The following is a 22,748-nucleotide window of genomic DNA, read 5'->3' on the forward strand; positions in this document are numbered from 1 at the left end:
CTAACCGAGCATGGGCGCATCCCAGCCTGCTGTTACCATTATTATTATTTTAATTTTTTGTGTATTATTTAGGCAAATAACGTAACGGGTCAACTGATTTTCCACGAAAACGAATTTCAAAATGCAAACGGGTAGATGCTGCATCTGTATCGCCCATCTCGGCAATCTGTTGCCCGGCTTTCACTTCCTGGCGCTCTTTGACCAATAATCTTTTGTTGTGTGCATAAGCGCTTAAATAATCATCATTATGCTTAATAATGACCAGGTTGCCGTAGCCGCGAAGTGCACTGCCGGCATACACCACCTGGCCATCTGCCGCCGCGTTCACTCTGGTGCCATCGCGACCGCCGATCTGCACCCCTTTAATGCCATTTTCCGCAGTCGAAAAACGCGCCAGTATTTGCCCTCTCACCGGCCAGTGCCACCGCACTTTATTCATCGCCGCACTGACAGGGGCGTCAACTTGCTGGTTATTTGCTGATTGACCATAACCCTTTTGCTGATTAGCTGCAACTGATTTAGCTCGGTTCGGATTGCTGGTGCTCTGACCCGCGATCGCAGTACCTGAACGGGCTACAGGGTTACCTGCCGACGGCTGTAAACGAATAATCTGCCCCGGATAAATGGTGTATGGTGGGCGGATATTATTGCGACTGGCCAGAGCCCGATAATCCTGGCCGGCCCGAAATGCGATGGAGTACAGGGTATCGCCACCTTGTACGATATATTGATTACCGGTAAGTTCAGCTTGTCGCTGCGCAATTTGTTGTTTGCGTAATTCTAAGGTCGTAACCGGCGCTGGCGTCGACTTACCGGCACACGCTGTCAACCATAACAGCGATAGCAAAAGCAGCAGCCGGCATGCTGCTGGGCCTGCCTGCTGCCATCCAGATGCGGTTAAAGTCGAGGCAACGATCATCTACTCCTTGCGACTGATGGTCGCAGCGGCTTCCGGTGTTGCAGCGGAGCCACCCAGCAGTTTCTCAAGATTTAGTAACGCCAGCATAACGAAAATAGCGACCAGAAAACAGCCAATCGCTAGCAGTAAATCGTGTTGGCCAAACTGGGCGGCATAACTGCTCGGCGAATACATGGCACTGCCGGCTTGCCAGGGCCAGAGTCGGTAGGTTGCACCAACCACCACACCGGTTAGTAGGGCTAAGGTTGCATCATGATAATGTTTTAATAACCAATTCAAAAAACGGGAAAAGCTGAGCAAGCCAACGACACAGCCGGTCACAAACAACAACAGGATGCCAACTTGCAGTTCCCGTACCGCCAGGATAACCGGCGCATACATACCGCTAATCAGCAAAATAAAACTGCCGGAAATCCCTGGCAAAATCATGGCACAAATCGCAATAGCACCGGCAACAAAAAACATCCAGGTTGCCGGAGTAAAACTCACGGGTGCCAACATCCCGACCAGCAGTGCCAGCACAATGCCAACGCTAAATAACAGTGCGCGTAACGCAGACCAGCGCACTGCCCGCAGCAGTAAGGGCAAAGCGGCAAGAATCAAGCCATTAAAAAAGGCCCATAAGGGGACAGGACGGTGCTCGAGCAACCAGCTAATCACGGTCGCTAATGAAAAAATACTGACCAGCACCCCACCGAATAAGCAAAGTAAAAAAGTGCCATCTATGTGTCGCCAGCATGCCCGCCACTGACCACGCAGTAACAATTGTAATGCTGTCAGGTTTACCGAACTGATCGCCCCCAGTAAACGTTCATAGATACCGAGGATAAAGGCCAGAGTGCCGCCGGAAACGCCGGGCACCACATCCGCAGCCCCCATCGCCATCCCTTTAATAATCCATTGTAAATACTGCATGTTAGCCCTAACCTAGTTTTATGCTAATTCGCCTGGTACTAAAGGTACAAAGCGCACTGTTTCAATATCCTGGCTTTGAAACTCATCACCATGCCGCTGGTAGACTCGCAACACTTGCTGCTCACTACCGACCGGAATCACCAAACGGCCGCCGTCGGTCAGCTGTTGTAGCAAAGCCTGCGGTACTTCCACCGGTGCCGCGGTAACGATAATACTGTCAAACGGTCCCTTGCTTGGCCAACCTTGCCAGCCATCGCCATGTTTCATCGACACATTATGCAAATCAAGTTGCTGTAAACGCCGCTTAGCCTGAAACTGCAGCGCTTTAATACGCTCTACCGAGCAGACATGAGTGAATAATCTGGCCAGAATGGCAGTTTGATAACCAGAGCCGGTACCAATTTCCAGCACCTTGCCAGAACTGCCGCCTTGCAACAACAACTCCGTCATCCGGGCAACTATATAAGGCTGCGAAATCGTTTGCCCCTGGCCGATAGGCAAAGCGGTATTCTCATAGGCTTTATGCGCCAGCACCGGCTCAACAAATAAATGCCGCGGCGTTTGCGCCAGAGCAGCCAGTACACTGGCATCGCTGATGCCTTCCAGTTGCAGCTTTTGCGCCAGTACCTGAGCGCTACGCATCGTTACCACCGCCATCTTACAGTCTGATCCCATTAAGCCAATTGGCCAGAGTTTCCATGCTCTTATACGCCGACATATCAACATGCAGTGGCGTAATAGAGGCATAACCATTGGCAATGGCATAAAAATCCGTACCCTCACCGGCATCCAGCTCCGGGCCCAGGGACCCGTACCAGTATATCTTCCGTCCCCAGGGATCAGTAGTGCTGGTCATGGTCTCAGCTTTATGACGTCGTCCCAGCCGGGTCACCTGAATACCTTTCAGTTCACTTAACGGAATAGCCGGCACATTAATATTTAAGATCTGATCTGCAGGTAGTGGATGCGACTTTAGTTTTTGAATCACCTGCACAGTAACATGAGCGGCGGTAGCGAAATGCTGTTCATCGCGTCCGGCCAGTGACACCGCAATCGCAGGTAAGCCCAGGTGCCGCCCCTCGGTCGCTGCAGCCACCGTACCGGAGTAGAGCACATCATCGCCGAGATTAGCGCCATGGTTAATACCCGCTACCACTAAATCCGGCGTAAAATCCAGCAGCTGACTGATCGCCAGATGCACGCAATCCGTTGGCGTGCCATTGACTGCGATAAAACCGTTTTCCAACAGCTGGGTTCGCAGTGGATTAAGTAACGTCAGTGAGTTGGAAGCACCACTGCAATTACGATCCGGCCCCACTGTGGTCACCTCTGCAATCGCCATCAAGGCTTGCTGCAACACCTGGATCCCCTTGGCATTAACGCCATCATCATTACTTAACAAAATTCGCATCTAACACTCCATTTGCGCGATATCGCGTGCAGCATCCCGATAATTCACCAGCTCCCGCAAAACACTGGTCGCAAAGCAACCCGCTGGCAGTGCAAAACTCAGCTGCACGGTATCACCGTCAGTTGCAACGGTCAGTTGTTCTGGCAGCAGTCGCATGCTGCGGCGCCCGGCTTGCACTCTGAGCAGCTGCAACGCCTGTTGCCAGCTCTGCCACGGCTGCAGCACCCGCTGTTCAAAAGCAGCGGCCTCGGCTTGCACCATCTCCTTGCCTAAGCCTACCAAAGGCGCCGTTAAATGGATATCCCGCCCGGCGAGACGTTGTTGTAGTTCAGGCGTCACCGTATCCAGCGTAAAGATCGAACCGGAACCATTCAACTGCACGACATCACCGCTTAGCAGCTGATCAAATAACTGCTCGCTGATCCGGGCCGCTATCACCTGATTAAACAAAAAAGACCGGCTGGCAGATAACGCCAGACCACGAATCTGTCGATCCGGGATACTTTCACCGCCAAATAAGCGCTCGGCTAATACCAGATTACCGCCGTTGATACCAAAGCGTTGCTCACCATAATAATTCGGTACCCCCTGCGCCAGCAAAGGCACCCTGTCCAGTAAAGCCGAAAGCTCAGTCACCCGGCGTAGTCTGAGCGTAAAATGATTCCGCTTTAAGGCCCCTAACCGTAACTTACGGTAATGCCGCACCACCTGTAAAATCTGCGCCCCTTCCAACTGCCAACTTTGCCAGTCCAGGGCTTGTTTAATCGGCCATTTAAAGCAAAACCATTGCCGGGTGACGGCATGCCGATCTTTTAAGCCGGCATAGCTGATATCCCGCACTCTTAACCCCGTTAAACGCGCGAGCTCGCGGGCGATAAACTGGGTATTCTGTCCGGTCTTCTCGATTTGCAGTAACAGGTGTTCACCGCTGCCACTGGGTTCGAAATTCAGCTGTTCATCAACCTGAAAATCAGCCGCTTGCACCCGGATCTCGGCCGTGGCTAGTGGTTTACCATACAGGTAAGCCAGCTCAGGAACCGTTACTCCCGACACAGCAACACCACGGCTTCAGCAGCGATACCTTCTTTGCGACCGACAAAGCCCAGTTTTTCCGTGGTGGTCGCCTTGACGTTAACCTGGCTCACCTCACATTGTAAGTCGGCAGCAATCAGTTGTCGCATTGCCAGAATATGCGGTGCCAGCTTCGGCGCCTGCGCCATCACGGTCAAATCCAGGTTACCGATGCGATAACCGCGCTGCTGTACCTCAGTAAAGACCCGTCGCAATAGAATTCGGCTATCGATACCTTTAAAGGCGGCATCGGTGTCTGGAAAATGATGGCCAATATCACCCAGCGCCAATGCACCGAGTAAGGCATCAGCCAGGGCATGTAATACCACATCACCATCCGAATGCGCGACTAAGCCCTGTGGGTAATCGATTTTTACACCACCCAGGGTCACCGGGCCATCCCCACCAAACGCATGCACATCAAAACCATGGCCAATTCGGATAGTCATTAACGATTTTGCTCCAGATAAAAAGCGGCCAGTTGCAAATCAGCTGGCCGGGTAATTTTCAAATTGTCACTGTGGCCTTCAACCAATAACACCGACTGCTGTGCCCACTCCATCGCCGAGGCTTCATCGGTTACGGCGACACCTGCCGCCAGCGCACCGCCAATCGCAGCAGTTAACAGCGCGGTTGGGAAAAACTGCGGTGTTAGTGCGTGCCAGAGATCCGTGCGATCGACAGTATGTTGTACCTGTTGCTGCCCCCGCTTCATCGTGTCCCGTACTGGTGTTGCCAGTATTCCGCCATGGCCGGCAGCCAGGCAGCGCTCAATTAGCAGTTGGATATCGGCCCGGCGTACCAACGGACGTGCGGCGTCATGCACCAGCACCCAGGGATAACGTACAGCATCGATATGTTGCAGCGCATTAAGTACTGAATGCACCCGCTCAGCCCCGCCTTCTACCCGGATAATCCGCGGGTCGGTTAAACCTGTTGCAGCGAAATAAGGATCGTCGGCACTCAGTGCCAGATAAAGTTGGCCAACACTTTCCAGACTTAATAGCGGCTGGACGCTATGTTCCAGTACTGTTTTACCATGTAAGCGTAAGTATTGTTTGGGTTTGTCAGCCTGCATCCGCTGGCCGACACCTGCGGCGGGGATCACTGCTGCTATCGCCGGGAAAGCCTGTACTGCCATTAAGGGTCCTGTGGAATTATCCGGAAAAACACTTCATCTTCGGCGATCAGACCAAGTTCATTGCGCGCCCGTTCTTCAATCGCTTCCAATCCTTGTCGTAAGTCATTGACGTCAGCCAGTAACATCCGGTTGCGCTTAATCAATTCCTGATTACTGGCCTGCTGGGTGGCGATTTCATCCTGCTGTCGCAAATAATCGGTAATACTCAGCTGGCCGAACCAGAGCCGGTATTGTAGTGCTGCCAGCAGCAACAATAGAAACAGAATAAGTATTCTCATGCGTCAGTTCTTTGCTTGGTCTGTGGCTATTATGCCGCCTGTCAGGGCGACTGCAAAGCCTTATATCTTGTTACTGTGTGGTCGGGCGAAGTTACGCCAGTTCAGGCGGCTGGCTAATAATAACTCGCGCAGCGTCAGCAATCGCGGCTCGGTTTTGCGGCGATTCAGCCACTGGTGGCCACAACAGGCGGCGGTCATCATGGTTTTATCCGGCTTGAGTAAAAAACAGTGGCTATTTTCCGCTTGCAGCGGCATACCACTGTAACTAAACCAACCTGACTGATTACAATGCAACCGCTGTTGTTCCGGATCGACTTCATCAACGCTATCCAGCCTAATCTGTTCCAGCGTTTTATCTTCGACATACACCGGCACAATTAAGCCGGGCTTGGCGGCTTTATGGTAGAAACGGACTATCGGCTCAGCTTGCTGTTTATTCGCCGGACATTGACTTAACTGCCGGCCATACCAGGAGGCATTCTGACTATCCAGCTGTAGCTCGTGTTGGTATCGTACTATACTGCTGGCAGCCCGCCTGATATAGAAGGGTAAACTGGCCAGGCGCTTTGGTAAGCTGGCAAGCTCCGCCGGCGCAATTTGTGACAGCCGCAGCAATTCGCGCTCATATAAAGCGTTACAGAGTTCAGTATAAGTCTGGTTATCCGGACTTACTTGCCAAAAATGTGGCTGGGCATCGGGTGTCATGGTCATAGCTGCGATGTTAGCCAATCGCTCAATTTTTGTAAAAGCCTAAATCGGTAAAATATCGCCGCTAAGTACGGGTTTTTGCTGAGCGCCTTGCATTAACCGAAACGGCTGCTGACCATTATCCAATAGCGCGCTGGTCAGCTGCGCTTGTCCGGGCAGATAAAATGGCCGGCTAAAATTGACATCAACCTGATATGCCTCGATTGTTGGCGCTAAGCGGGCCAGAATCAGCGCTTTCAGGTGCATGCCATGGGATAGTGCCGCTGGCAGTCCGAAACAGCGCGCACTTAGTGCACTTAGATGGATCGGATTTAAATCTCCCGACAGCCAGCCATAACGCCGGCTCAACGCTGGTGTCAGCCTCAGTTGCGCCAGCTCTGGTAAACTCAAAATTGGCTCTGCCGGCAATGCTGTCGGAATTGCCGCCGTGGTCGTGATAGGCGAAGTACGATATAAATACTCGGCCTGCTGTTGCCAGCAAAGTTCATTCTGCAGATAGGCAAGGGTATTAACGGTCAGGAGCACCCCTCTGGCATGGACCTGCGGCGTGTCAAGGGTCGCTTGCAGCTGCCACTTTGCCGTTGTTGGCAAAGGGCGCCATTGCCGGATCTGATTACGGATGTGTAATAATCCCATCGCCGGCAGAGGAAGTGCCGGATCAGTGAGTAACGACAGCTGTAGCGGAAAGCTCAGTATACTTAACCAGCACGGTGGTAACTGGTTTGCCGGCGCCAGCTGGCAAAGCTGACGGTAACGCAACAGCCGCTGTGGATTGCTTGCCAGCTCTGCCTGGCGCTGCAAGGGTGCCAATAGCAGCGCCTGCTCCGGACGCCCCGCCGGCCGCAACAAGGCCCGGCGATAACTTTGCCATAATGAAAGATTCTCAGACACGATACTGGACGACTCCCACAGAAAAGGCTAGTTTAACGGCCTGAACCCTTTTTGCCAAAAGCTGCATGAATCGACGTCAATTTCTTACCGCGGCTGCCTGGACCCCGATCGTGGTGGTACTTGGCGCCAAACTTACCGCGACCATCCGGCCCTATCCGTTACAGCACTTACTGACACAATTACGGGCGCTGAAGCATGACGCCTTGCGAAGTTCGGGCAGTTGGACTGTCAGCGAGATTTTGCAGCACTGCGCGCAAAGTATCCGCTATTCGATCAGCGGTTACCCGCAAGCCTATTCCGCGTTATTCCAAAATACTGCCGGCAAACTGGCACTCAATTTATTTGCTGCGACCGGCAGTATGCATCACCCACTGGATCAACCCATACCTGGCGCGCCGGCGTTAATCCCGGAACTACCGAATGATGTGGCACTGCATGAGCTGACTTTTGAGCTGCAACAATTTATCAACTGGCAAGGCCCGCTAGCACCGCATTTTGCCTATGGTAGCCTGACTAAGGCACAATATTACAGTGTGCACTATTTGCACTTGCAAAGTCATTTGGCGGAGATTAGTTAAACTTTCACCCGGCTCTGACTTTTGCTAAACTGGCATCTGCCTGGGGACGACCCCAGTGCATTCTCTCATCCGGGGACGGCCCCATAACAAGAGGTTAGTGTTATGGCATGGCTTATTTTATTGCTCGCCGGCTTATTGGAAATCGTCTGGGCTGTAGGCCTGAAATATACGGCTGGTTTTACTAAACCCTGGCCCAGCATTATTACGCTAAGCGCTATGATCGCCAGTTTTGTATTACTGGGGCACGCCTTGCGTACCCTGCCACTCGGAGTAGCCTACTCAGTCTGGGTTGGTATCGGGGTTGTCGGTACGGTAGTCTTTGGTGCCTGGCTGTTTGACGAAAGCTTAAGTTTGTTGAAAATTGTCAGTATTCTGCTGATCTTGCTGGGGATTGTCGGGCTAAAGTTGACTAGCTGAATCACCAGCTGTGGTCGCGCAGTTCAAACTCTGCTTCAGCTGCCCCCTTAGCCAAAGGGTCACATTTGATCTGCGCCCGGAAGCCATACAAACTGTTCTCAGCCGGTTCCGAATGACCGGCTTTGTTCAGCAGTAAACTGACACTATGCTGACGATAGCGTCGCTGCGCGTTGTCCGGGCTGTATTGCTGACGTAAGCTATCAATTTGTTGCTCAGCCTGGCTTAAGCATTCCTCCGGTGAACCACCACCTTGATAGCGCCGTTGTAACACCAGCCAGTTTAATTCACCGCTAGCGTTAAACTGAACCTGTAACAGTTCCTGCAGCTCCGCACCTACCGCAGTGGCCGTGCATTGCTGTTTATCACATTGCACTCCCGCACGCAGAAATTGTGAATTCCTTTCTGTATTGTAACGCTGCTGCAGTAGATTGCGGACCAGCTGCTGCGTCATACCCAGTTGCAATCCCTCGATCTTAATCAGCGTTAGATCAACTTCGGCAATCATTCGCTGCTGCGAGTGGCCGATAACGGGCAGCAGCATCAATAGACAGAGCGAAATACCAAATACGAGTTTCATGGTGTGGCCTTAGGCAACAAGCAGAGATTTAGATTATAACAACTCCCTGCCGGCGTCTTGCTGCACTGGATCAAAAAGGGCCACCAATGTGGCCCTGTCACCGTCAATTACTGACCTTTAATTTCGCTGCGGCCTTTATATGGTGCTTTGGCACCCAGTTCCTGCTCAATCCGCAGTAACTGGTTGTACTTAGCAACCCGATCCGAGCGGCACAGTGAACCGGTTTTAATTTGACCGGCGGCGGTACCCACTGCTAAGTCAGCGATAAAGGCATCTTCGGTTTCACCGCTACGGTGTGAAATCACTGCGGTAAAGCCGGCATCTTTTGCCATCTTAATGGCTGCCAGTGTCTCGGTCAGCGAGCCGATTTGGTTAAACTTGATCAGAATGGAGTTACCAATACCCTGCTCAATACCGCGGGTCAGGATCTTGGTGTTGGTGACAAACAAGTCATCGCCGACCAGCTGTACCTTGCTACCAATCTTGTTAGTCAGATCTTTCCAGCCATCCCAGTCTGACTCATCCAGACCATCTTCAATTGAGACGATCGGGAAGCGCTGTGTCAAACCAGCCAGGAAGTCGTTAAAACCATAGGAATCAAAACTCTTCCCTTCGCCGCCCAGCACGTACTTACCGTCTTTATAGAATTCAGAGGCCGCGCAGTCCAGCGCCAGCGTCACGTCTTTATCCATTTCGTAGCCTGCGGCTTTAACCGCTTCCACGATCACGGTCAGGGCTTCTTCGTTAGATTTCAGATCCGGGGCAAAACCACCTTCATCACCCACTGCGGTGTTCAGGCCACGTTTTTGCAGTTCTTTTTTCAGGCTGTGGAAGATTTCCGCGCCCATCCGCAAGGCTTCAGCGAAAGTTTTGGCACCAACCGGCTGCACCATAAATTCCTGAATATCGACGTTGTTATCGGCGTGCTCACCACCATTAATTATATTCATCATCGGCACTGGCATGCTGTATACGCCAGGAGTACCGTTCAGATCGGCAATGTGCTGGTACAATGGGATCTTTTTATCCGCTGCCGCAGCGCGGGCAACCGCAAGTGATACCGCCAGTATAGCGTTAGCACCCAGCTTAGATTTGCTCTCGGTACCATCCAGCTCAATCATCAGCTGATCAATAGCCGCTTGCTGATAAGCATCTTTGCCGATTAGCGCGCTCTGGATTGGACCATTGATATTGGCTACTGCCTTGGTAACACCCTTGCCTAAATAACGGCTTTTATCGCCATCACGCAGCTCCAGCGCTTCACGTGAGCCGGTCGAGGCACCTGAAGGTGCGCAGCCGCGGCCCATAGCACCACTGGCCAGATACACGTCGGCCTCAACGGTTGGATTGCCGCGTGAATCCATAATCTCGCGGGCGATAATTTTGACAATTTCTGACATAGTCTTAAGTCCCCTGTTAAAAACTAAAAAGCCGTGCCTTACCGCACGGCTTCAGATCCGTTATACGCGTTGCTGTTTCTGATACTGATGCGCCGCAGCGACAAAGCTCTGAAACAGCGGGTGGCCGTCCCGTGGTGTCGAGTTAAATTCCGGGTGGAATTGCCCGGCGACAAACCAGGGGTGGGTAGGAATTTCGATCATCTCAACCAGCTGGTTATCCGCTGATAAGCCCGAAACCACCAGCCCGGCTTCTTCTAATTTTGGTCGTAAATGGTTATTCACTTCGTAGCGGTGGCGGTGCCGCTCCTGGATCACAGCTTTACCGTAGATCTCACGCGCCTTGGTCTTGTCTTTCAGATTACAGTTCTGACTGCCCAGACGCATAGTCCCACCCAGATCAGATTCATCTGTGCGCACTTCCACTGAACCATCGGCATCACGCCACTCCGTGATCAAACCGACCACCGGATAAGGCGTAGCTTTGTTAAATTCGGTCGAGTGTGCACCCGGCATACCGGCAACATTGCGCGCATATTCAATCAGCGCGACCTGCATGCCCAGACAAATCCCCAGGTAAGGTACCTTTTGTTCGCGGGCATACTTCGCTGCTAAAATCTTACCTTCAACACCACGCTCACCAAAGCCGCCCGGCACCAAAATACCGTCTAAGCCAGCCAATACAGCGGTGCCTTTGCTTTCTACATCCTGCGAGTCGATATATTTAATATTCACCGTTAAACGGTTTTTCAAACCAGCGTGACCCAGGGCTTCATTTACTGACTTATAAGCATCCGGCAACTCGACGTATTTACCGACCATACCAATGGTCACTTCGCCGGTTGGATTCGACTCCTGATACAATACCTGCTCCCACTCGGCCAAATCAGCCTGTGGTGCGTCGATATGGAAGCGACGACAGACCAGATCGTCCAGGCTCTGTGACTTTAATAACGCCGGGATCTGATAAATGCTGGAGACGTCTTTTAATGAAATAACGGCTTTTTCTTCAACATTGGTAAAGAGCGCAATTTTCGCCTTCTCATTGTTGGGAATCGCACGGTCAGAGCGACAGACCAGAATATCCGGCTGGATCCCAATTGATCGCAGCTCTTTTACCGAGTGTTGGGTTGGCTTGGTTTTGATCTCACCTGCCGTGCCCAGATAAGGCACCAGCGTCAGATGCATATAGAGCGTGCGCTCACGACCGACTTCGGTGCCAAGTTGCCGGATGGCTTCCAGGAAAGGTAAGGATTCAATATCGCCGACCGTGCCACCAATTTCGACAATGGCGATATCAAAGCCTTCTGCACCCTGTACCACACGGTGTTTAATTTCGTTGGTGATATGTGGTATGACCTGAATGGTCGCCCCCAGATAGTCACCACGACGCTCACGGCGCAGCACATCAGCGTAGATCCGGCCTTGAGTAAAGTTGTTCAGTTTACTCATTTTGGTACGGATAAAGCGCTCGTAGTGGCCTAAATCCAGATCGGTTTCGGCGCCATCTTCAGTCACAAATACTTCGCCGTGCTGAATAGGACTCATGGTGCCCGGGTCAACGTTAATATAAGGGTCCAGCTTCAGGATGGTGACCTTCAGGCCGCGGGCCTCTAAGATTGCCGCCAGCGACGCTGCTGCTATGCCTTTACCCAAAGATGAGACTACCCCACCCGTCACGAAGATATATCTTGTCGCCATAAGACCCCAGACACACAGTAAGAAAGATTAGACCAAATCACCATGCCAAAAGCGATAATGCCAATACTGGCAACAGTACAGCTAAGGTAAAGAGAGTTTGGTATCAGGACGGGAGGAAAGTATAGCAAAGGGCAAGGCAGCGCTCAATCAAAAGCGCTGTAGTTTGCGGTTTATTCTAAGCCGGCTGCCAATACCAGTATTAGCGGGGATCTTGTTTGACCTGTTGCCATAGCGCGTCCATCTCTGCCAGATCACTGTCGGCCGGCGTTTTCCCCACGGCTGCCAGCGCCTGTTCTACCGCGCGAAAGCGCCGTTCAAATTTGCTATTGGCCGCACGCAATACCGCTTCCGGATCCAGCTTGTGTTTGCGCACCACATTGACCAGCGCAAACATGAGATCACCCAACTCTTCTGCCAGTTCGGGGCTGTCACTGGCAGTTTGCTCCACTTCGAGGATCTCCTCTTTAACTTTATCCCAGCAGCCCTGCACGTCCGGCCAGTCAAAACCAACATTGGCGCAACGTTTTTGTAGCTTATTGGCCCGGCTTAATGCCGGCAAACTCTGCGGAATATTATCCAGCACACTGTGCTGGCCCTGCTGCTGGCGCTCGGCACTTTTCAGCGCTTCCCAGTTCTGCAGTACCTGCTCAGCGCTATTGGCATTCACAGCGCCTGCAGCATCAGCAAATACATGCGGATGCCGCCGCTCCAGCTTAGTGCTGATACTGTCGACTACATCATTAAACTGAAAATGGCCATCTTCTTTGGCCAGCTGGGCATAAAACACCACCTGAAACAGCAAATCACCGAGTTCATCTTTTAGCTCAGTAAAGCTTTGCCGGTTAATGGCATCGGCGACTTCGTAGGCCTCTTCCAGAGTGTAGGGCACAATGCTGGCGTAGTTTTGCTTTAGATCCCACGGACAGCCCCGTTCAGGGTCGCGCAGGGTGCTCATAATATCCAGTAAGCGTTGTATCGGTGCTGCCACAAAAATTCCTAATGATGAAAGCGTTTGGCTTCAATAACATCGTCAATCTGACTGATTTTACTCAGCAGTTTGTTCAGCGAGTCCAGATTATACAGCTCCATCGTCATATTGATGACCGCCGTTTGCTCTTTAATATCCGAACTGCTGCTCATCTTAGTGACGTTAGCTTTTTCATTCGCCAGGATGCTGGTGATGTCTCGCAACAAGCCATTACGGTCATGCGCGACGATACGGATATCCACCTCATAGCCGGAGGCATACTTATCGCCCCAGGTGGCTTCGACCACCCGCTCAGGCTGGGCGTCCTGCAGCAGTTTAAACTGTTCACAGTCATCGCGGTGAATGGCGATACCGCGGCCCTGAGTGATATAGCCGATAATGGCATCGCCCGGCAGCGGATGACAGCAACCGGCCATATGGCTCAGTAAGTTACCGACGCCTTGCACTATCACATCACTCTTGGCTTTGTTTTGTGACAGTGGCTTGGTTTTCAAGCGTGGGTCAATTTCCGGCAACTCATGCTTGGGTTGCTGGCTTTGAATAAAGTGCACCACCTGGGTGACCTTAATCTCTCCGCCACCAATGCCGACCAGTAACTCGTCCATGCTATTCACATTAAAGCGAGCAATAACTTTCGTCGGATGCTCCAGCACCAGATTAAGTCGCGATAATTCAGCATCCAACAACTCGCGGCCGGCTGCCAGATTTTTATCACGATCCTGTAACCGGAACCAGTATTGTACCTTCGAGCGGGCGCGGCTCGATTTCAGATAACCCAAATTCGGGTTTAGCCAGTCACGACTCGGGTTAGGTTCGCGGCCAGTTAAAATTTCAACCTGATCGCCGGTTTTTAGCTGATAAGTAAAGGGTACAATGCGGCCGGAGATTTTGGCGCCAATACAGCGATGCCCGACGTTAGAATGGATATAGTAAGCAAAATCCAGCGGCGTTGATCCCATTGGCAAATCAACAATGTCACCCTTGGGGGTAAACACATAGACCCGATCTTCAATCACCTGATTACGTAGTTCTTCTACCAGATCCGTGCCTTCTGCCAGATCTTCCTGCCATTGCAGCAACTTACGTAACCAACCTATTTTTTCATCGTTAGCGGCAGTACGACCAGCCGTAGCGCCCTCTTTGTAACGCCAGTGTGCTGCCACTCCCAGCTCAGCATCTTCGTGCATCTGCCGGGTGCGGATCTGAATTTCAATCGGCCGGCCCTGTGGTCCCAATACCACGGTGTGGATCGACTGATAACCATTTTGTTTTGGTGTGGCGATGTAGTCGTCAAATTCTTTTGGCAGATGGCGCCAGCTAGTATGCACTAACCCGAGTGCAGCATAACAATCCTGAACCCGTTCGGTAACAATCCGCACGGCCCGGATATCGTACAGCTGATCAAAAGACAGCTGCTTCTTCTGCATCTTTTTCCAGATACTGAAAATATGCTTTGGCCGGCCATACACTTCGGCTTGTAAATTGGCATCCTGCATTTTTTGCCGTACGCTGGCAACGAACTCCTGCATATACTGCTCGCGATCCAGGCGCCGCTCTTCCAGCAGGCTGGCGATTTGCTTATAGGTTTGCGGATGCAGATAACGGAACGCCAGATCTTCCAACTCCCACTTTAACTGACCAATTCCCAGCCGGTTGGCCAGCGGCGCGAAGATGGCATTGGTCTCTTTCGCCGCCAATACCCGGGTTTCTTCATCCGCATTTTTGACATCACGTAAATAACAGATTTGCGCAGCCAGTTTAATCACCACGGCCCGCACGTCTTCGACCATCGCCAACAACATCCGGCGTAGCGTATCCGCTTGCTGACCATCGTTATTCTGACGCACACTCAACGGAATGGTGCGGATCGCAGCCATCTGCTGCACGGACGTTAACAAACCTGATACTGCAGGGTTAACCTGATCTTCAATCGTCGGTAAGCTCAGTAAATTGGCTTCAAAAACCGGAAATAATAAGGCCGCAACCAGAGAGTCCTGATCCATACGCAACTCTGCCAGGATCTCAACCATATCCCAACCGGTACGCACTTGCGGATTATCATCATCCAGCTGTAATTGTTTCAACCAGGTCGCAGTGTCGAGCAGCGATTCAATCTTTTTTTCCGTCAAGCCCAGCGAGCACAACCATTCAAAGGTTTCGCCACCGTGATAACCATGACTGTGTGACTGACGTACCCTGACCATGTTTTTTCCTCTGCTAGTGCCCCGGCGAGTCTCAGGCTATTGACGACTGAACAACGCCATAAGTTCCAAATGCGCGGTATGCGGAAACATATCTACCCCAGCCAGTTTTTGCAACTGATAGCCGGCTGCCAGCAGCACCTTCGCATCGCGGGCGAAGGTAGCCGGGTTACAGGAGACGTACAATATCTGTGCCGGTTTCAGTACCAACAGCTGTTTTACTGCCCCCTCAGCACCGGCTCGGGCCGGATCTAACAGCACTTTTTGATAGATTGGCTGGTTCCAGGCGGTTTTGCCCCAGGGACGATGTAAATCAGCTTGCCAGAAATGCACATTTTGCAGCTGATTTAATTGCGCATTCTCAGTAGCCTGTTGCACCATTTTGGACAAGCCTTCCACGCCATGCACTAATTTAGCACTTTTCGCCAGCGCCAGACTAAAGTTACCCATGCCGGCATACAGATCGAGAATCGTATCTTCGGCGGTCGGAGCCAGCCAGGCGACAGCCTGACTGACCAGTAACTGATTGACGTCAGTGTTAACCTGAATAAAATCATCGGCGGCAAACTCTAAGCTAATTCCCTGCTCTGCCAGGGTATAGCGCAGTGGCTGGTCGGCATGTTGCCAGCTGGTAAATTTTCCAGGCTCAGCTTCACCATACCAGCTGGCATCTGGCCAAACGCTGACAAAGGCTTGTTGCTCAGCTGCCGTCAAGGCGGCGACATGGCGGATCACCACAACTGGCTGCTCGTCGGCCAGAATCACTTCAGCGTGCGTCACCGACTCGGGTCGACTTAACCTTGGCACAACCTGTTTTAAGGTGGCAAAAATAGGCTGTAGCGGCGCTGCCAACACATCACAATGTGTTACCTCAGCCAGTTGCTTACTGCCTGCCTGGCGAAAACCCACGGTAAGCTGACGTTGCTTTTTGTCATACCACAGCCCGATGCGCGCTTTGCGCCGGTAGTGTCGGTCAGCGGCACTTAGCATTGGCTGCCAGGGTAAAGTCTGCAAGCCTAACTGATGACAAAGTAGTGCCTGTACTCCTTGCTGCTTATATAAGCGCTGTTGCTCCGCACTCAGGTATTGCAGCTGGCAACCACCACAGCGCGTGAAACTCGGACAAAAAGGTTCAACCCGCTCCGCGCTCTGTTGTAGCACTTTAATGGTACGGGCTTTTAAATAATCGGCTTTATCTTCAGTAACACTGGCCAGCACCTGCTCACCCGGCAGAGCACCACTGACAAAAGCAATTTTTTGCTGATAACGGCTGATGCCGTTAGCTTCATAGTCCAGGTTGTCAATTTGCAACTTAATTTGCTGGCCAAGGCGGCTTGGTTTCGCTTTGGCTTTATACAGGCTTACCATCTTATGGGGTCTTATAGGTTTTTCGCGTTCGATATGTCATTATGACACGGCGGAGCTGAATTGTAATAAATGCGAACTGCCAATGCCGAAAATAGGTTTACGCCTCTGGTTAATTTTATCTGTCGTGCTGCCAACATTACTGGTTGGCAGTGTGTTGGGTTTCTATTTTAATTACCAACAACAGCAGGAAATGCAGCGTCATTTACGTGAGCATGCGGCCAATATCGCCCTACCGCTGGCGATCAGCAGCCAACAGTTACTGCCACAACAGCAAAGCCGGGGCGTACAATTACTGCTGGAACACGCTCACCGTCTGAATTCACCTCAGGTTATCAGTATTTCACTGTTTAACGCTGATGGTCAGCTACTCTATACCAGTAACAGTCAACAAGACTTGAGCAACGAGTCCATACATCAACAGCGTCCGGATAATGTCCAGATCACCTATCACAACCTGCCGGATAAACTGCTGGTTTATCAGCCGCTGTTAAAGACCAATCCGTTATTAGACGAAGAGCCGGGCTATTTGTTACTGGCGATGCAACAAGCGCCGGTAGCGCTGCAACAGCAGATCAATATGCTGCATACCACGCTATTGGTTGGCGGCATTGTGCTATTGGCTATCGTATTAGCGTTACTGATGGTGCAAAAACAGCTCGGTGCCCAACGTCGCTTAAAGCGTCAGCTCCAACAATTACTGGATGGCGAATACCGGTTGCGGCATTACCCGTTGGGGATTTTAGAGCTGGAACAATTGCAGCACAGCATGTTGTTATTAGCAAAGCGCCTGAGTACCCTTGAACAGGAGATGCAACAAAATATTGAGCAGGTGACCAGCGATTTACAGCAGAGTATGGAGCAGCTGGAAATCCAGAATATTCAACTGGAATTTGCCAAGCGCAAGGCGCTGGATGATAACCGCCAAAAGTCAGATTTTCTGGCCAAAATGAGTCATGAATTGCGTACGCCACTGAATGCGGTAATCGGCTTTACCCGCCAGCTGTTAAAAACGCCGCTGACGCCCAATCAGGGCGACTACCTGCATACGATTCAAAAATCGGCTAACAGCCTGTTGAATCTGGTCAATGATGTACTAGATTTTTCAAGGCTGGAAGAGGGACGAATGGCGATTAACCCGGAGCCGGTGTCGCTACGAGATCTGTTTAATGATGCAGTCGAGCTGTTAGCGGCTAACGCTTTTGATAAACAACTGGAGTTGGTGTTGCTGTTTGAGCCCGGTTGCCCGGATGATGTGGTGGTTGACCCGGCCCGCCTGACTCAGGTGCTAATGAATATTGCGGGTAACGCCATCAAATTTACCGAGCACGGCAGTGTGGTGATCCGCGTCAGTGCCACCGCCCTGTCGGAAGAGCAGTTCAATTTACATATTTCGGTCAAAGACACCGGTCGGGGTATCAGTGAAGATAAGCAGAGTCGTTTGTTTGACGGTGTGACTATTACTGAACAACATGATCAACAAAGTGGTTCCGGCCTCGGGTTGTTAATCAGTAAACGGCTGGTGCAAGCGATGCAGGGCAATATCGGCTTCGACAGTAAACTGGGTGAAGGCTCTACTTTCTGGTTCACCCTGAAATGTCTGAAGCACCCTATTACCGTGGCCGAGGCGCTGCCGCTGGCTCAGCTGGAAAATAAAACCGTGCTGTACTTTGAACCGCAGCAATATTCGCGTGAAGCCACCTTGCAATTACTGAACAGCTGGGGCATGCAGGTTACGGCTTGTGCGACCAAAGGGCAGTTACAGCAAGCGGTGAGTCGTGAACAACACTATGATATCGGCCTGATTGGCCGGGCTGTTGCCATCAATCAGGTAAATGAAATTATTGCTCTGGTGCAGCAGTTACGGCAGCCTTGCCAGTATGTTTACCTGCTGGTCAATACCTTGTCACCAAATCTGCGCGAGGTATTGCTGAGCTCAGGCGCAACAGCCTGTTTACCCAAACCGGCACATTTGCGTAAACTGGCGCTGGCTTTAGCTCAACCTTATAGCTTGCCAACGCCATCTGGTCCGGCAAAAGAACTGATGCTACGTGGCGCCCTGCGGGTGCTGACGGTAGATGACAACGAAGCCAATTTGAAGTTAATTAATACCTTACTGCGCGAACGGGTGCAGGAACTCGACTCGGCACGTGATGGCGCTGAAGCCTGGCAAAAAACCACCCAGCACGTCTACGACATTATCTTTATGGATATTAATATGCCGGTGATGGACGGGATTACCGCCTGCCAGCGCATCCGCCAAAGTTCGTTAAACGAACACACACCAATTATCGCGGTAACGGCCCATGCGATGGATGGTGAGCGCGCTCGCTTACTCAGTCTGGGTTTTAATGAATTCTTAACCAAGCCACTTGATGAACAAATGCTGCACTTTACGCTCCAGGAGTTCTGTCAGCTGACCCGCAACCAGGCTCCAGCGTTAAAGATTGCCCCCCAAGCCGTGCCACTTATCGATTGGGAAGCAGCCTTGATGCGTGCAGCAGGCAAAGCCGATTTGGCACAGGAGATGCTTCAGCTGTTAGTACAATCTCTGCCGCAAGCCGAACAGCAGATTGAACAGGCGCTTACCGATAATGACCAGCAGCTATTGTTGCACGCGCTGCATAAACTACATGGCGCCTGTTGTTATACCGGTGTGCCGCGCCTGAAAAATCTATTGGAAGCGTTGGAAACACAGCTGAAAAAAGGTGTGGCTATCAAGTCGTTAGCACCGGAATTATCAGAGCTGGAGGATGTACTAGGCCTGCTAAAAGCCGCCAATATTACATCGCCCCCCGCTCAGGCCTCCAGTACCACTGTTGCACAGGCATAGGCCTGCTCATCACTGATACTCAGCCAGAGTGCAGTGACCCCCAGCTCTGCTGCCAATTCGGCAGCGCGGCCACTGAGAAAGAGCTCTGGCTTACCCTGGGCGTCATTGCGCACTTCAAAGTGCTGGAACGAGATACCACGACCAATGCCAGTACCCAGCGCTTTTGCCGCCGCTTCTTTTGCCGCAAAGCGTTTGGCAAAATAGCGTTCTGGCTGATTTAACTCAGCAAAGCATTGCTGTTCAAAGGGCGTAAGTACCCGTTCGATCAACCGTGGGCTTTTTTGCAGACTACTGGCAATCCGCTCAATTGCTACGATATCCGTTCCCAGGCCGCGGATCGGCATTAGCGGCGCGCCTCAACCATCAGCCGCTTCATTTCAGATACGGCTGGCCCTAAGCCACTAAATAGTGCCCGGGCAATAATTGCATGGCCGATATTCAGCTCGTACATTTGTGGAATAGCGGCGATCGGCTGCACATTGTGGTAGTGCAGGCCATGGCCGGCATTAACGGTAATGCCGAGTGAGCTGGCATAGGCGGCAGCCTCTGCAATCCGCTTTAATTCAGCTTGCTGTACCGCACCACTGGTTTCGGCATAGTGACCGGTATGTATTTCAATAAAGGGTGCCCCGACTTCTGCCGCCGCATCAATTTGTTTTTTATCCGCGTCGATAAATAATGACACCAGAATGTTGTCAGCTTGTAATTGCTGCACGGCAGCACGGATTTTACTGAGCTGACCAGCCACTTCCAACCCGCCTTCTGTCGTTAACTCTTCCCGCTTCTCCGGTACCAGACAGCTAAAATGGGGTTTTAATTTGCCGGCAATACCGAGCATTTCTTCGGTCACCGCCATCTCAAAATTCAGCCGGGTACCGATAGTTTCGCGCAAGATAAACACATCGCGGTCAATAATATGCCGCCGATCTTCCCGTAAATGCACCGTGATACCATCAGCACCGGCCTGCTCAGCCATTAAAGCGGCATGTACCGGCTCGGGATAAGCCGTACCACGGGCGTTACGCACCGTCGCGATATGGTCGATATTTACGCCAAGATAAATTGCAGTCATTCTTCACTCCGAGAAGTAGCCACGGGCGTCTTGAACTGTTGAAACAACGCCCGGCTGGTTAAAGGTTTGTCGCCAAGCAGCGGCGCTAATAGCTGCCGGCTTAACTGCTTAGCGACTTTCAAAGTTATTGCTTGTTGCCAGTCTGCAGCGGCAATCGCTAATAAAGCGCTACCCGGCCAACCCTGTTCGCTGGCGACCAAGCCTTGCTCTGACACCAAGCGATAATAAGCGCTGGCGGTTAAGGGTGCCGCGTGCGCATCCAGCGCCAGCTCGGGCAGTTGCCCTAATTCGGCCAGCAGTGCAAATTCAAATTGCCGCAACACCACTTCCAGGCTGTTATCGGCGTTATTCCGCGCCAGCTGCTGCAAGGTACGCTGATAGAGCTGAAACAGATTGTCTGAGCCCAGATCTGCGGGCCACAGCCGGCACAGTAGCTCATTCAGGTAGAGGGCGCTAAACAGGACCCGGCCATTGAAGGGGTAAGCACTGGCCTGTTCCTCCAGTTGCGACACTGTTTTCAGGTTGCTTCGACCGCTCAGGCTGATTAAATAGGCTTGGAAAGGTTGTAACGCCCGATGTTGTTTACCGCTACGCCGCCGGACAACGGCACTGACCCGCCCCAACTCCGGCAACAATAATTGCAGCAATAACTTATTTTCCTGATAAGGACGGCTGTGCAAGATATAAGCAGGCACCAGGCTAGCGTCCATAATTGCATTAATCTTCGCCGTAACCCAGACTACGCAGGGCGCGCTCATCGTCTGCCCAGCCGGTTTTCACTTTAACCCAAATTTGCAGAAATACCGGAGCCTCTAACATCGCGGCCATATCCAGTCTGGCTTCAGTGGCAATTTGCTTTAAGCGCTCGCCTTTATTGCCAATCACCATCCGCTTTTGACTCTCCCGCTCGACCAACACCAAGGCGGCGATATGAAAATGCTTTTCTTCCCACTTAAAGCGTTCAATTTCTACCGTCACCGAGTACGGTAGTTCATCACCGAGAAAGCGCATCAGTTTTTCGCGGACGATTTCGGCCGCCATAAAGCGTTGTGAACGGTCCGTGACGTAATCGTCCGGAAATAAAAACTCGCAGGGTGGCAGGTGTTGCTGCACGACTTTGCGCAGCGCCGCAACGTTATCGCCGCTTTCAGCGGACAACGGCACCACATCCAGAAAATCCAGTTGACTGCCCAGCCACTGCAAGTGCGGTAGTAACTCGGCTTTATCTTTATACAGGTCAACTTTATTCACTACCAGGATCACTGGCTTCTTGGACGCAATCAGCTTGTTTAACACCATCTGATCATCTTCATGCCAGCGGGTCCCTTCTACCACGAACAATACAAACTCGACGTCCAGGATCGAGGTTGCCGCCGCCTTGTTCATCAAACGGTTGATTGCGCGTTTTTCATCGATATGCAAGCCCGGCGTATCAACGAATACCGCCTGGTACTGTGCTTCGGTATCAATACCCACAATGCGGTGGCGGGTGGTTTGTGGTTTCTTTGAGGTGATACTAACCTTTTGCCCCACCAGCTTATTCAGCAGCGTCGATTTACCGACATTCGGGCGGCCAACAATGGCCACCAGGCCAGCAAAAGTAGAAGGACTAACGGTCATGTTTTAACTGTTCCAAAGCCAGCGCAGCAGCATCCTGCTCCGCTTTGCGCCGGGATGACCCGGTCGCGGTAATAGGAGCCTTCCCCGGCACAGTACAGCGCACGGTAAAGGTTTGTTGATGCGCTTCACCCGCGGTGGCAATCACATCGTAAGCGGGTAACGGCAGGCGCAACCCTTGCAGATATTCCTGCAACTGGGTTTTTGAGTCTTTTTGCTGGCCCGGCGCTATCTCTTGCAGCCGCGGTCCAAACCATTCCAGGATCCGACTCTTGCAAGCGTCCATGCCACTATCCAGATAGATGGCACCTAAAATGGCTTCCAGGGCATCAGCCAGAATCGACTCGCGACGATAGCCACCACTTTTTAACTCACCTGGCCCTAAACGCAAAAAGTCTGACAGACCTAGCTCCTGCGCAATCGAAGCCAAAGTGACACCTTTTACCAAGGCAGAACGCATCCGGGTCAGATCCCCTTCCCGGGTTTGCGGAAAACGGGCAAACAAAGCTTCTGCAATAATCAAACCGAGCAGCGCATCGCCCAGAAACTCTAAACGTTCATTGTGCTGGCCTTTGCAACTGCGATGCGTCAGCGCCTGTTCCAGTAAACTGATGTGCTGGAACTGATAGCCAAGTTTTTTCATCAGTGGGCTTAACGTTTTTTGCATC

24 protein-coding genes are annotated in these 22,748 nt (G+C 51.8%); 3 read left to right on the forward strand and 21 right to left on the reverse strand.

The features are described from left to right. Positions 1-64: 64 nt before the first annotated feature. From AGRI_RS07475 to AGRI_RS07520, 10 genes are read right to left on the reverse strand one after another with little or no spacing between them, the layout of a single operon-like run. Positions 65-919 (reverse strand): peptidoglycan DD-metalloendopeptidase family protein, encoded by an 855-nt coding sequence (locus AGRI_RS07475; protein WP_008984356.1) that lies wholly within the window; start codon positions 917-919, stop codon positions 65-67. Beyond that, entirely contained in the window at positions 920-1,834 is a 915-nt protein-coding gene (locus AGRI_RS07480) for a DUF368 domain-containing protein (RefSeq protein ID WP_008984357.1), read from the reverse strand. An 18-nt stretch (positions 1,835-1,852) separates the two neighbouring features. Continuing rightward, positions 1,853-2,491: a protein-L-isoaspartate(D-aspartate) O-methyltransferase gene (locus AGRI_RS07485; protein ID WP_008607271.1), complete on the reverse strand. Its 639-nt coding sequence runs from the start codon at positions 2,489-2,491 to the stop codon at positions 1,853-1,855. 1 nt (position 2,492) lies between these two features. Then, positions 2,493-3,245, reverse strand: a complete 753-nt coding sequence (gene surE / locus AGRI_RS07490; RefSeq protein ID WP_008984358.1) for a 5'/3'-nucleotidase SurE — start codon at positions 3,243-3,245, stop codon at positions 2,493-2,495. After that, entirely contained in the window at positions 3,246-4,298 is a 1,053-nt protein-coding gene (truD, locus tag AGRI_RS07495) for a tRNA pseudouridine(13) synthase TruD (protein WP_008984359.1), read from the reverse strand. Further along, on the reverse strand, positions 4,286-4,765 hold the full coding sequence (gene ispF / locus AGRI_RS07500) for a 2-C-methyl-D-erythritol 2,4-cyclodiphosphate synthase (RefSeq protein WP_008984360.1): 480 nt from the start codon (positions 4,763-4,765) through the stop codon (positions 4,286-4,288). The genes truD and ispF overlap by 13 nt, the downstream gene beginning before the upstream one ends. After that, positions 4,765-5,457 carry a 2-C-methyl-D-erythritol 4-phosphate cytidylyltransferase gene (gene ispD / locus AGRI_RS07505; RefSeq protein WP_008984361.1) on the reverse strand — a complete coding sequence of 231 codons (693 nt, stop codon included), beginning with the start codon at positions 5,455-5,457 and terminating at the stop codon, positions 4,765-4,767. The genes ispF and ispD overlap by 1 nt, the downstream gene beginning before the upstream one ends. Next, positions 5,457-5,735, reverse strand: coding sequence for a cell division protein FtsB (gene ftsB / locus AGRI_RS07510; protein WP_008984362.1), 279 nt, complete (start codon positions 5,733-5,735; stop codon positions 5,457-5,459). Before ftsB ends, ispD begins: the two co-directional genes overlap by 1 nt. Positions 5,736-5,795: 60 nt before the next feature. Further along, positions 5,796-6,446, reverse strand: coding sequence for a hypothetical protein (locus AGRI_RS07515; RefSeq protein ID WP_156808367.1), 651 nt, complete (start codon positions 6,444-6,446; stop codon positions 5,796-5,798). Positions 6,447-6,485: 39 nt separating this feature from the next. Next, the gene (locus tag AGRI_RS07520; RefSeq protein WP_008984364.1) at positions 6,486-7,334 is read right to left on the reverse strand and encodes a MaoC/PaaZ C-terminal domain-containing protein; all 849 of its coding nucleotides are present in this window, start codon (positions 7,332-7,334) and stop codon (positions 6,486-6,488) included. 65 nt (positions 7,335-7,399) lie between these two features. On the opposite strand from AGRI_RS07520, the gene AGRI_RS07525 reads away from it, so the two are divergent. After that, entirely contained in the window at positions 7,400-7,912 is a 513-nt protein-coding gene (locus AGRI_RS07525; RefSeq protein WP_008984365.1) for a DUF1569 domain-containing protein, read from the forward strand. Positions 7,913-8,014: 102 nt separating this feature from the next. Continuing rightward, positions 8,015-8,329, forward strand: a complete 315-nt coding sequence (gene sugE / locus AGRI_RS07530; protein ID WP_008984366.1) for a quaternary ammonium compound efflux SMR transporter SugE — start codon at positions 8,015-8,017, stop codon at positions 8,327-8,329. A 1-nt stretch (position 8,330) separates the two neighbouring features. On the opposite strand, the gene AGRI_RS07535 is transcribed toward sugE, so the two are convergent. From AGRI_RS07535 to rlmD, 6 genes are all read right to left on the reverse strand, one after another. Further along, on the reverse strand, positions 8,331-8,906 hold the full coding sequence (locus AGRI_RS07535) for a hypothetical protein (protein WP_008984367.1): 576 nt from the start codon (positions 8,904-8,906) through the stop codon (positions 8,331-8,333). A 107-nt stretch (positions 8,907-9,013) separates the two neighbouring features. Continuing rightward, positions 9,014-10,306, reverse strand: coding sequence for a phosphopyruvate hydratase (eno, locus tag AGRI_RS07540; RefSeq protein ID WP_008984368.1), 1,293 nt, complete (start codon positions 10,304-10,306; stop codon positions 9,014-9,016). A gap of 60 nt (positions 10,307-10,366) precedes the next feature. Beyond that, a complete protein-coding gene (locus AGRI_RS07545) occupies positions 10,367-12,004 on the reverse strand; it encodes a CTP synthase (protein ID WP_008984369.1) in 1,638 nt (545 codons plus the stop codon). 199 nt (positions 12,005-12,203) lie between these two features. Further along, on the reverse strand, positions 12,204-12,992 hold the full coding sequence (mazG, locus tag AGRI_RS07550; protein WP_008984370.1) for a nucleoside triphosphate pyrophosphohydrolase: 789 nt from the start codon (positions 12,990-12,992) through the stop codon (positions 12,204-12,206). An 8-nt stretch (positions 12,993-13,000) separates the two neighbouring features. After that, on the reverse strand, positions 13,001-15,196 hold the full coding sequence (relA, locus tag AGRI_RS07555; protein WP_008951305.1) for a GTP diphosphokinase: 2,196 nt from the start codon (positions 15,194-15,196) through the stop codon (positions 13,001-13,003). Positions 15,197-15,232: 36 nt separating this feature from the next. Next, positions 15,233-16,561 (reverse strand): 23S rRNA (uracil(1939)-C(5))-methyltransferase RlmD, encoded by a 1,329-nt coding sequence (gene rlmD, locus AGRI_RS07560; protein WP_008984371.1) that lies wholly within the window; start codon positions 16,559-16,561, stop codon positions 15,233-15,235. 82 nt (positions 16,562-16,643) lie between these two features. Between rlmD and AGRI_RS07565 the strand changes: the two genes are divergently transcribed. Further along, on the forward strand, positions 16,644-19,391 hold the full coding sequence (locus AGRI_RS07565; protein WP_008984372.1) for a response regulator: 2,748 nt from the start codon (positions 16,644-16,646) through the stop codon (positions 19,389-19,391). On the opposite strand, the gene acpS is transcribed toward AGRI_RS07565, so the two are convergent. From acpS to rnc, 5 genes are read right to left on the reverse strand one after another with little or no spacing between them, the layout of a single operon-like run. Continuing rightward, positions 19,358-19,735: a holo-ACP synthase gene (gene acpS, locus AGRI_RS07570; RefSeq protein ID WP_008984373.1), complete on the reverse strand. Its 378-nt coding sequence runs from the start codon at positions 19,733-19,735 to the stop codon at positions 19,358-19,360. The genes AGRI_RS07565 and acpS overlap by 34 nt on opposite strands. Further along, entirely contained in the window at positions 19,735-20,463 is a 729-nt protein-coding gene (gene pdxJ / locus AGRI_RS07575; protein ID WP_008984374.1) for a pyridoxine 5'-phosphate synthase, read from the reverse strand. The genes acpS and pdxJ overlap by 1 nt, the downstream gene beginning before the upstream one ends. Then, positions 20,460-21,221 (reverse strand): DNA repair protein RecO, encoded by a 762-nt coding sequence (gene recO, locus AGRI_RS07580; RefSeq protein WP_231728948.1) that lies wholly within the window; start codon positions 21,219-21,221, stop codon positions 20,460-20,462. Before recO ends, pdxJ begins: the two co-directional genes overlap by 4 nt. Continuing rightward, positions 21,181-22,083, reverse strand: a complete 903-nt coding sequence (gene era, locus AGRI_RS07585; RefSeq protein ID WP_008984376.1) for a GTPase Era — start codon at positions 22,081-22,083, stop codon at positions 21,181-21,183. Before era ends, recO begins: the two co-directional genes overlap by 41 nt. Then, positions 22,073-22,747 carry a ribonuclease III gene (gene rnc / locus AGRI_RS07590; RefSeq protein WP_169313477.1) on the reverse strand — a complete coding sequence of 225 codons (675 nt, stop codon included), beginning with the start codon at positions 22,745-22,747 and terminating at the stop codon, positions 22,073-22,075. The genes era and rnc overlap by 11 nt, the downstream gene beginning before the upstream one ends. Position 22,748: the final 1 nt, after the last annotated feature.

The organism is Alishewanella agri BL06 (assembly GCF_000272005.1).
Taxonomy (GTDB): Bacteria; Pseudomonadota; Gammaproteobacteria; order Enterobacterales; family Alteromonadaceae; genus Alishewanella; species Alishewanella agri.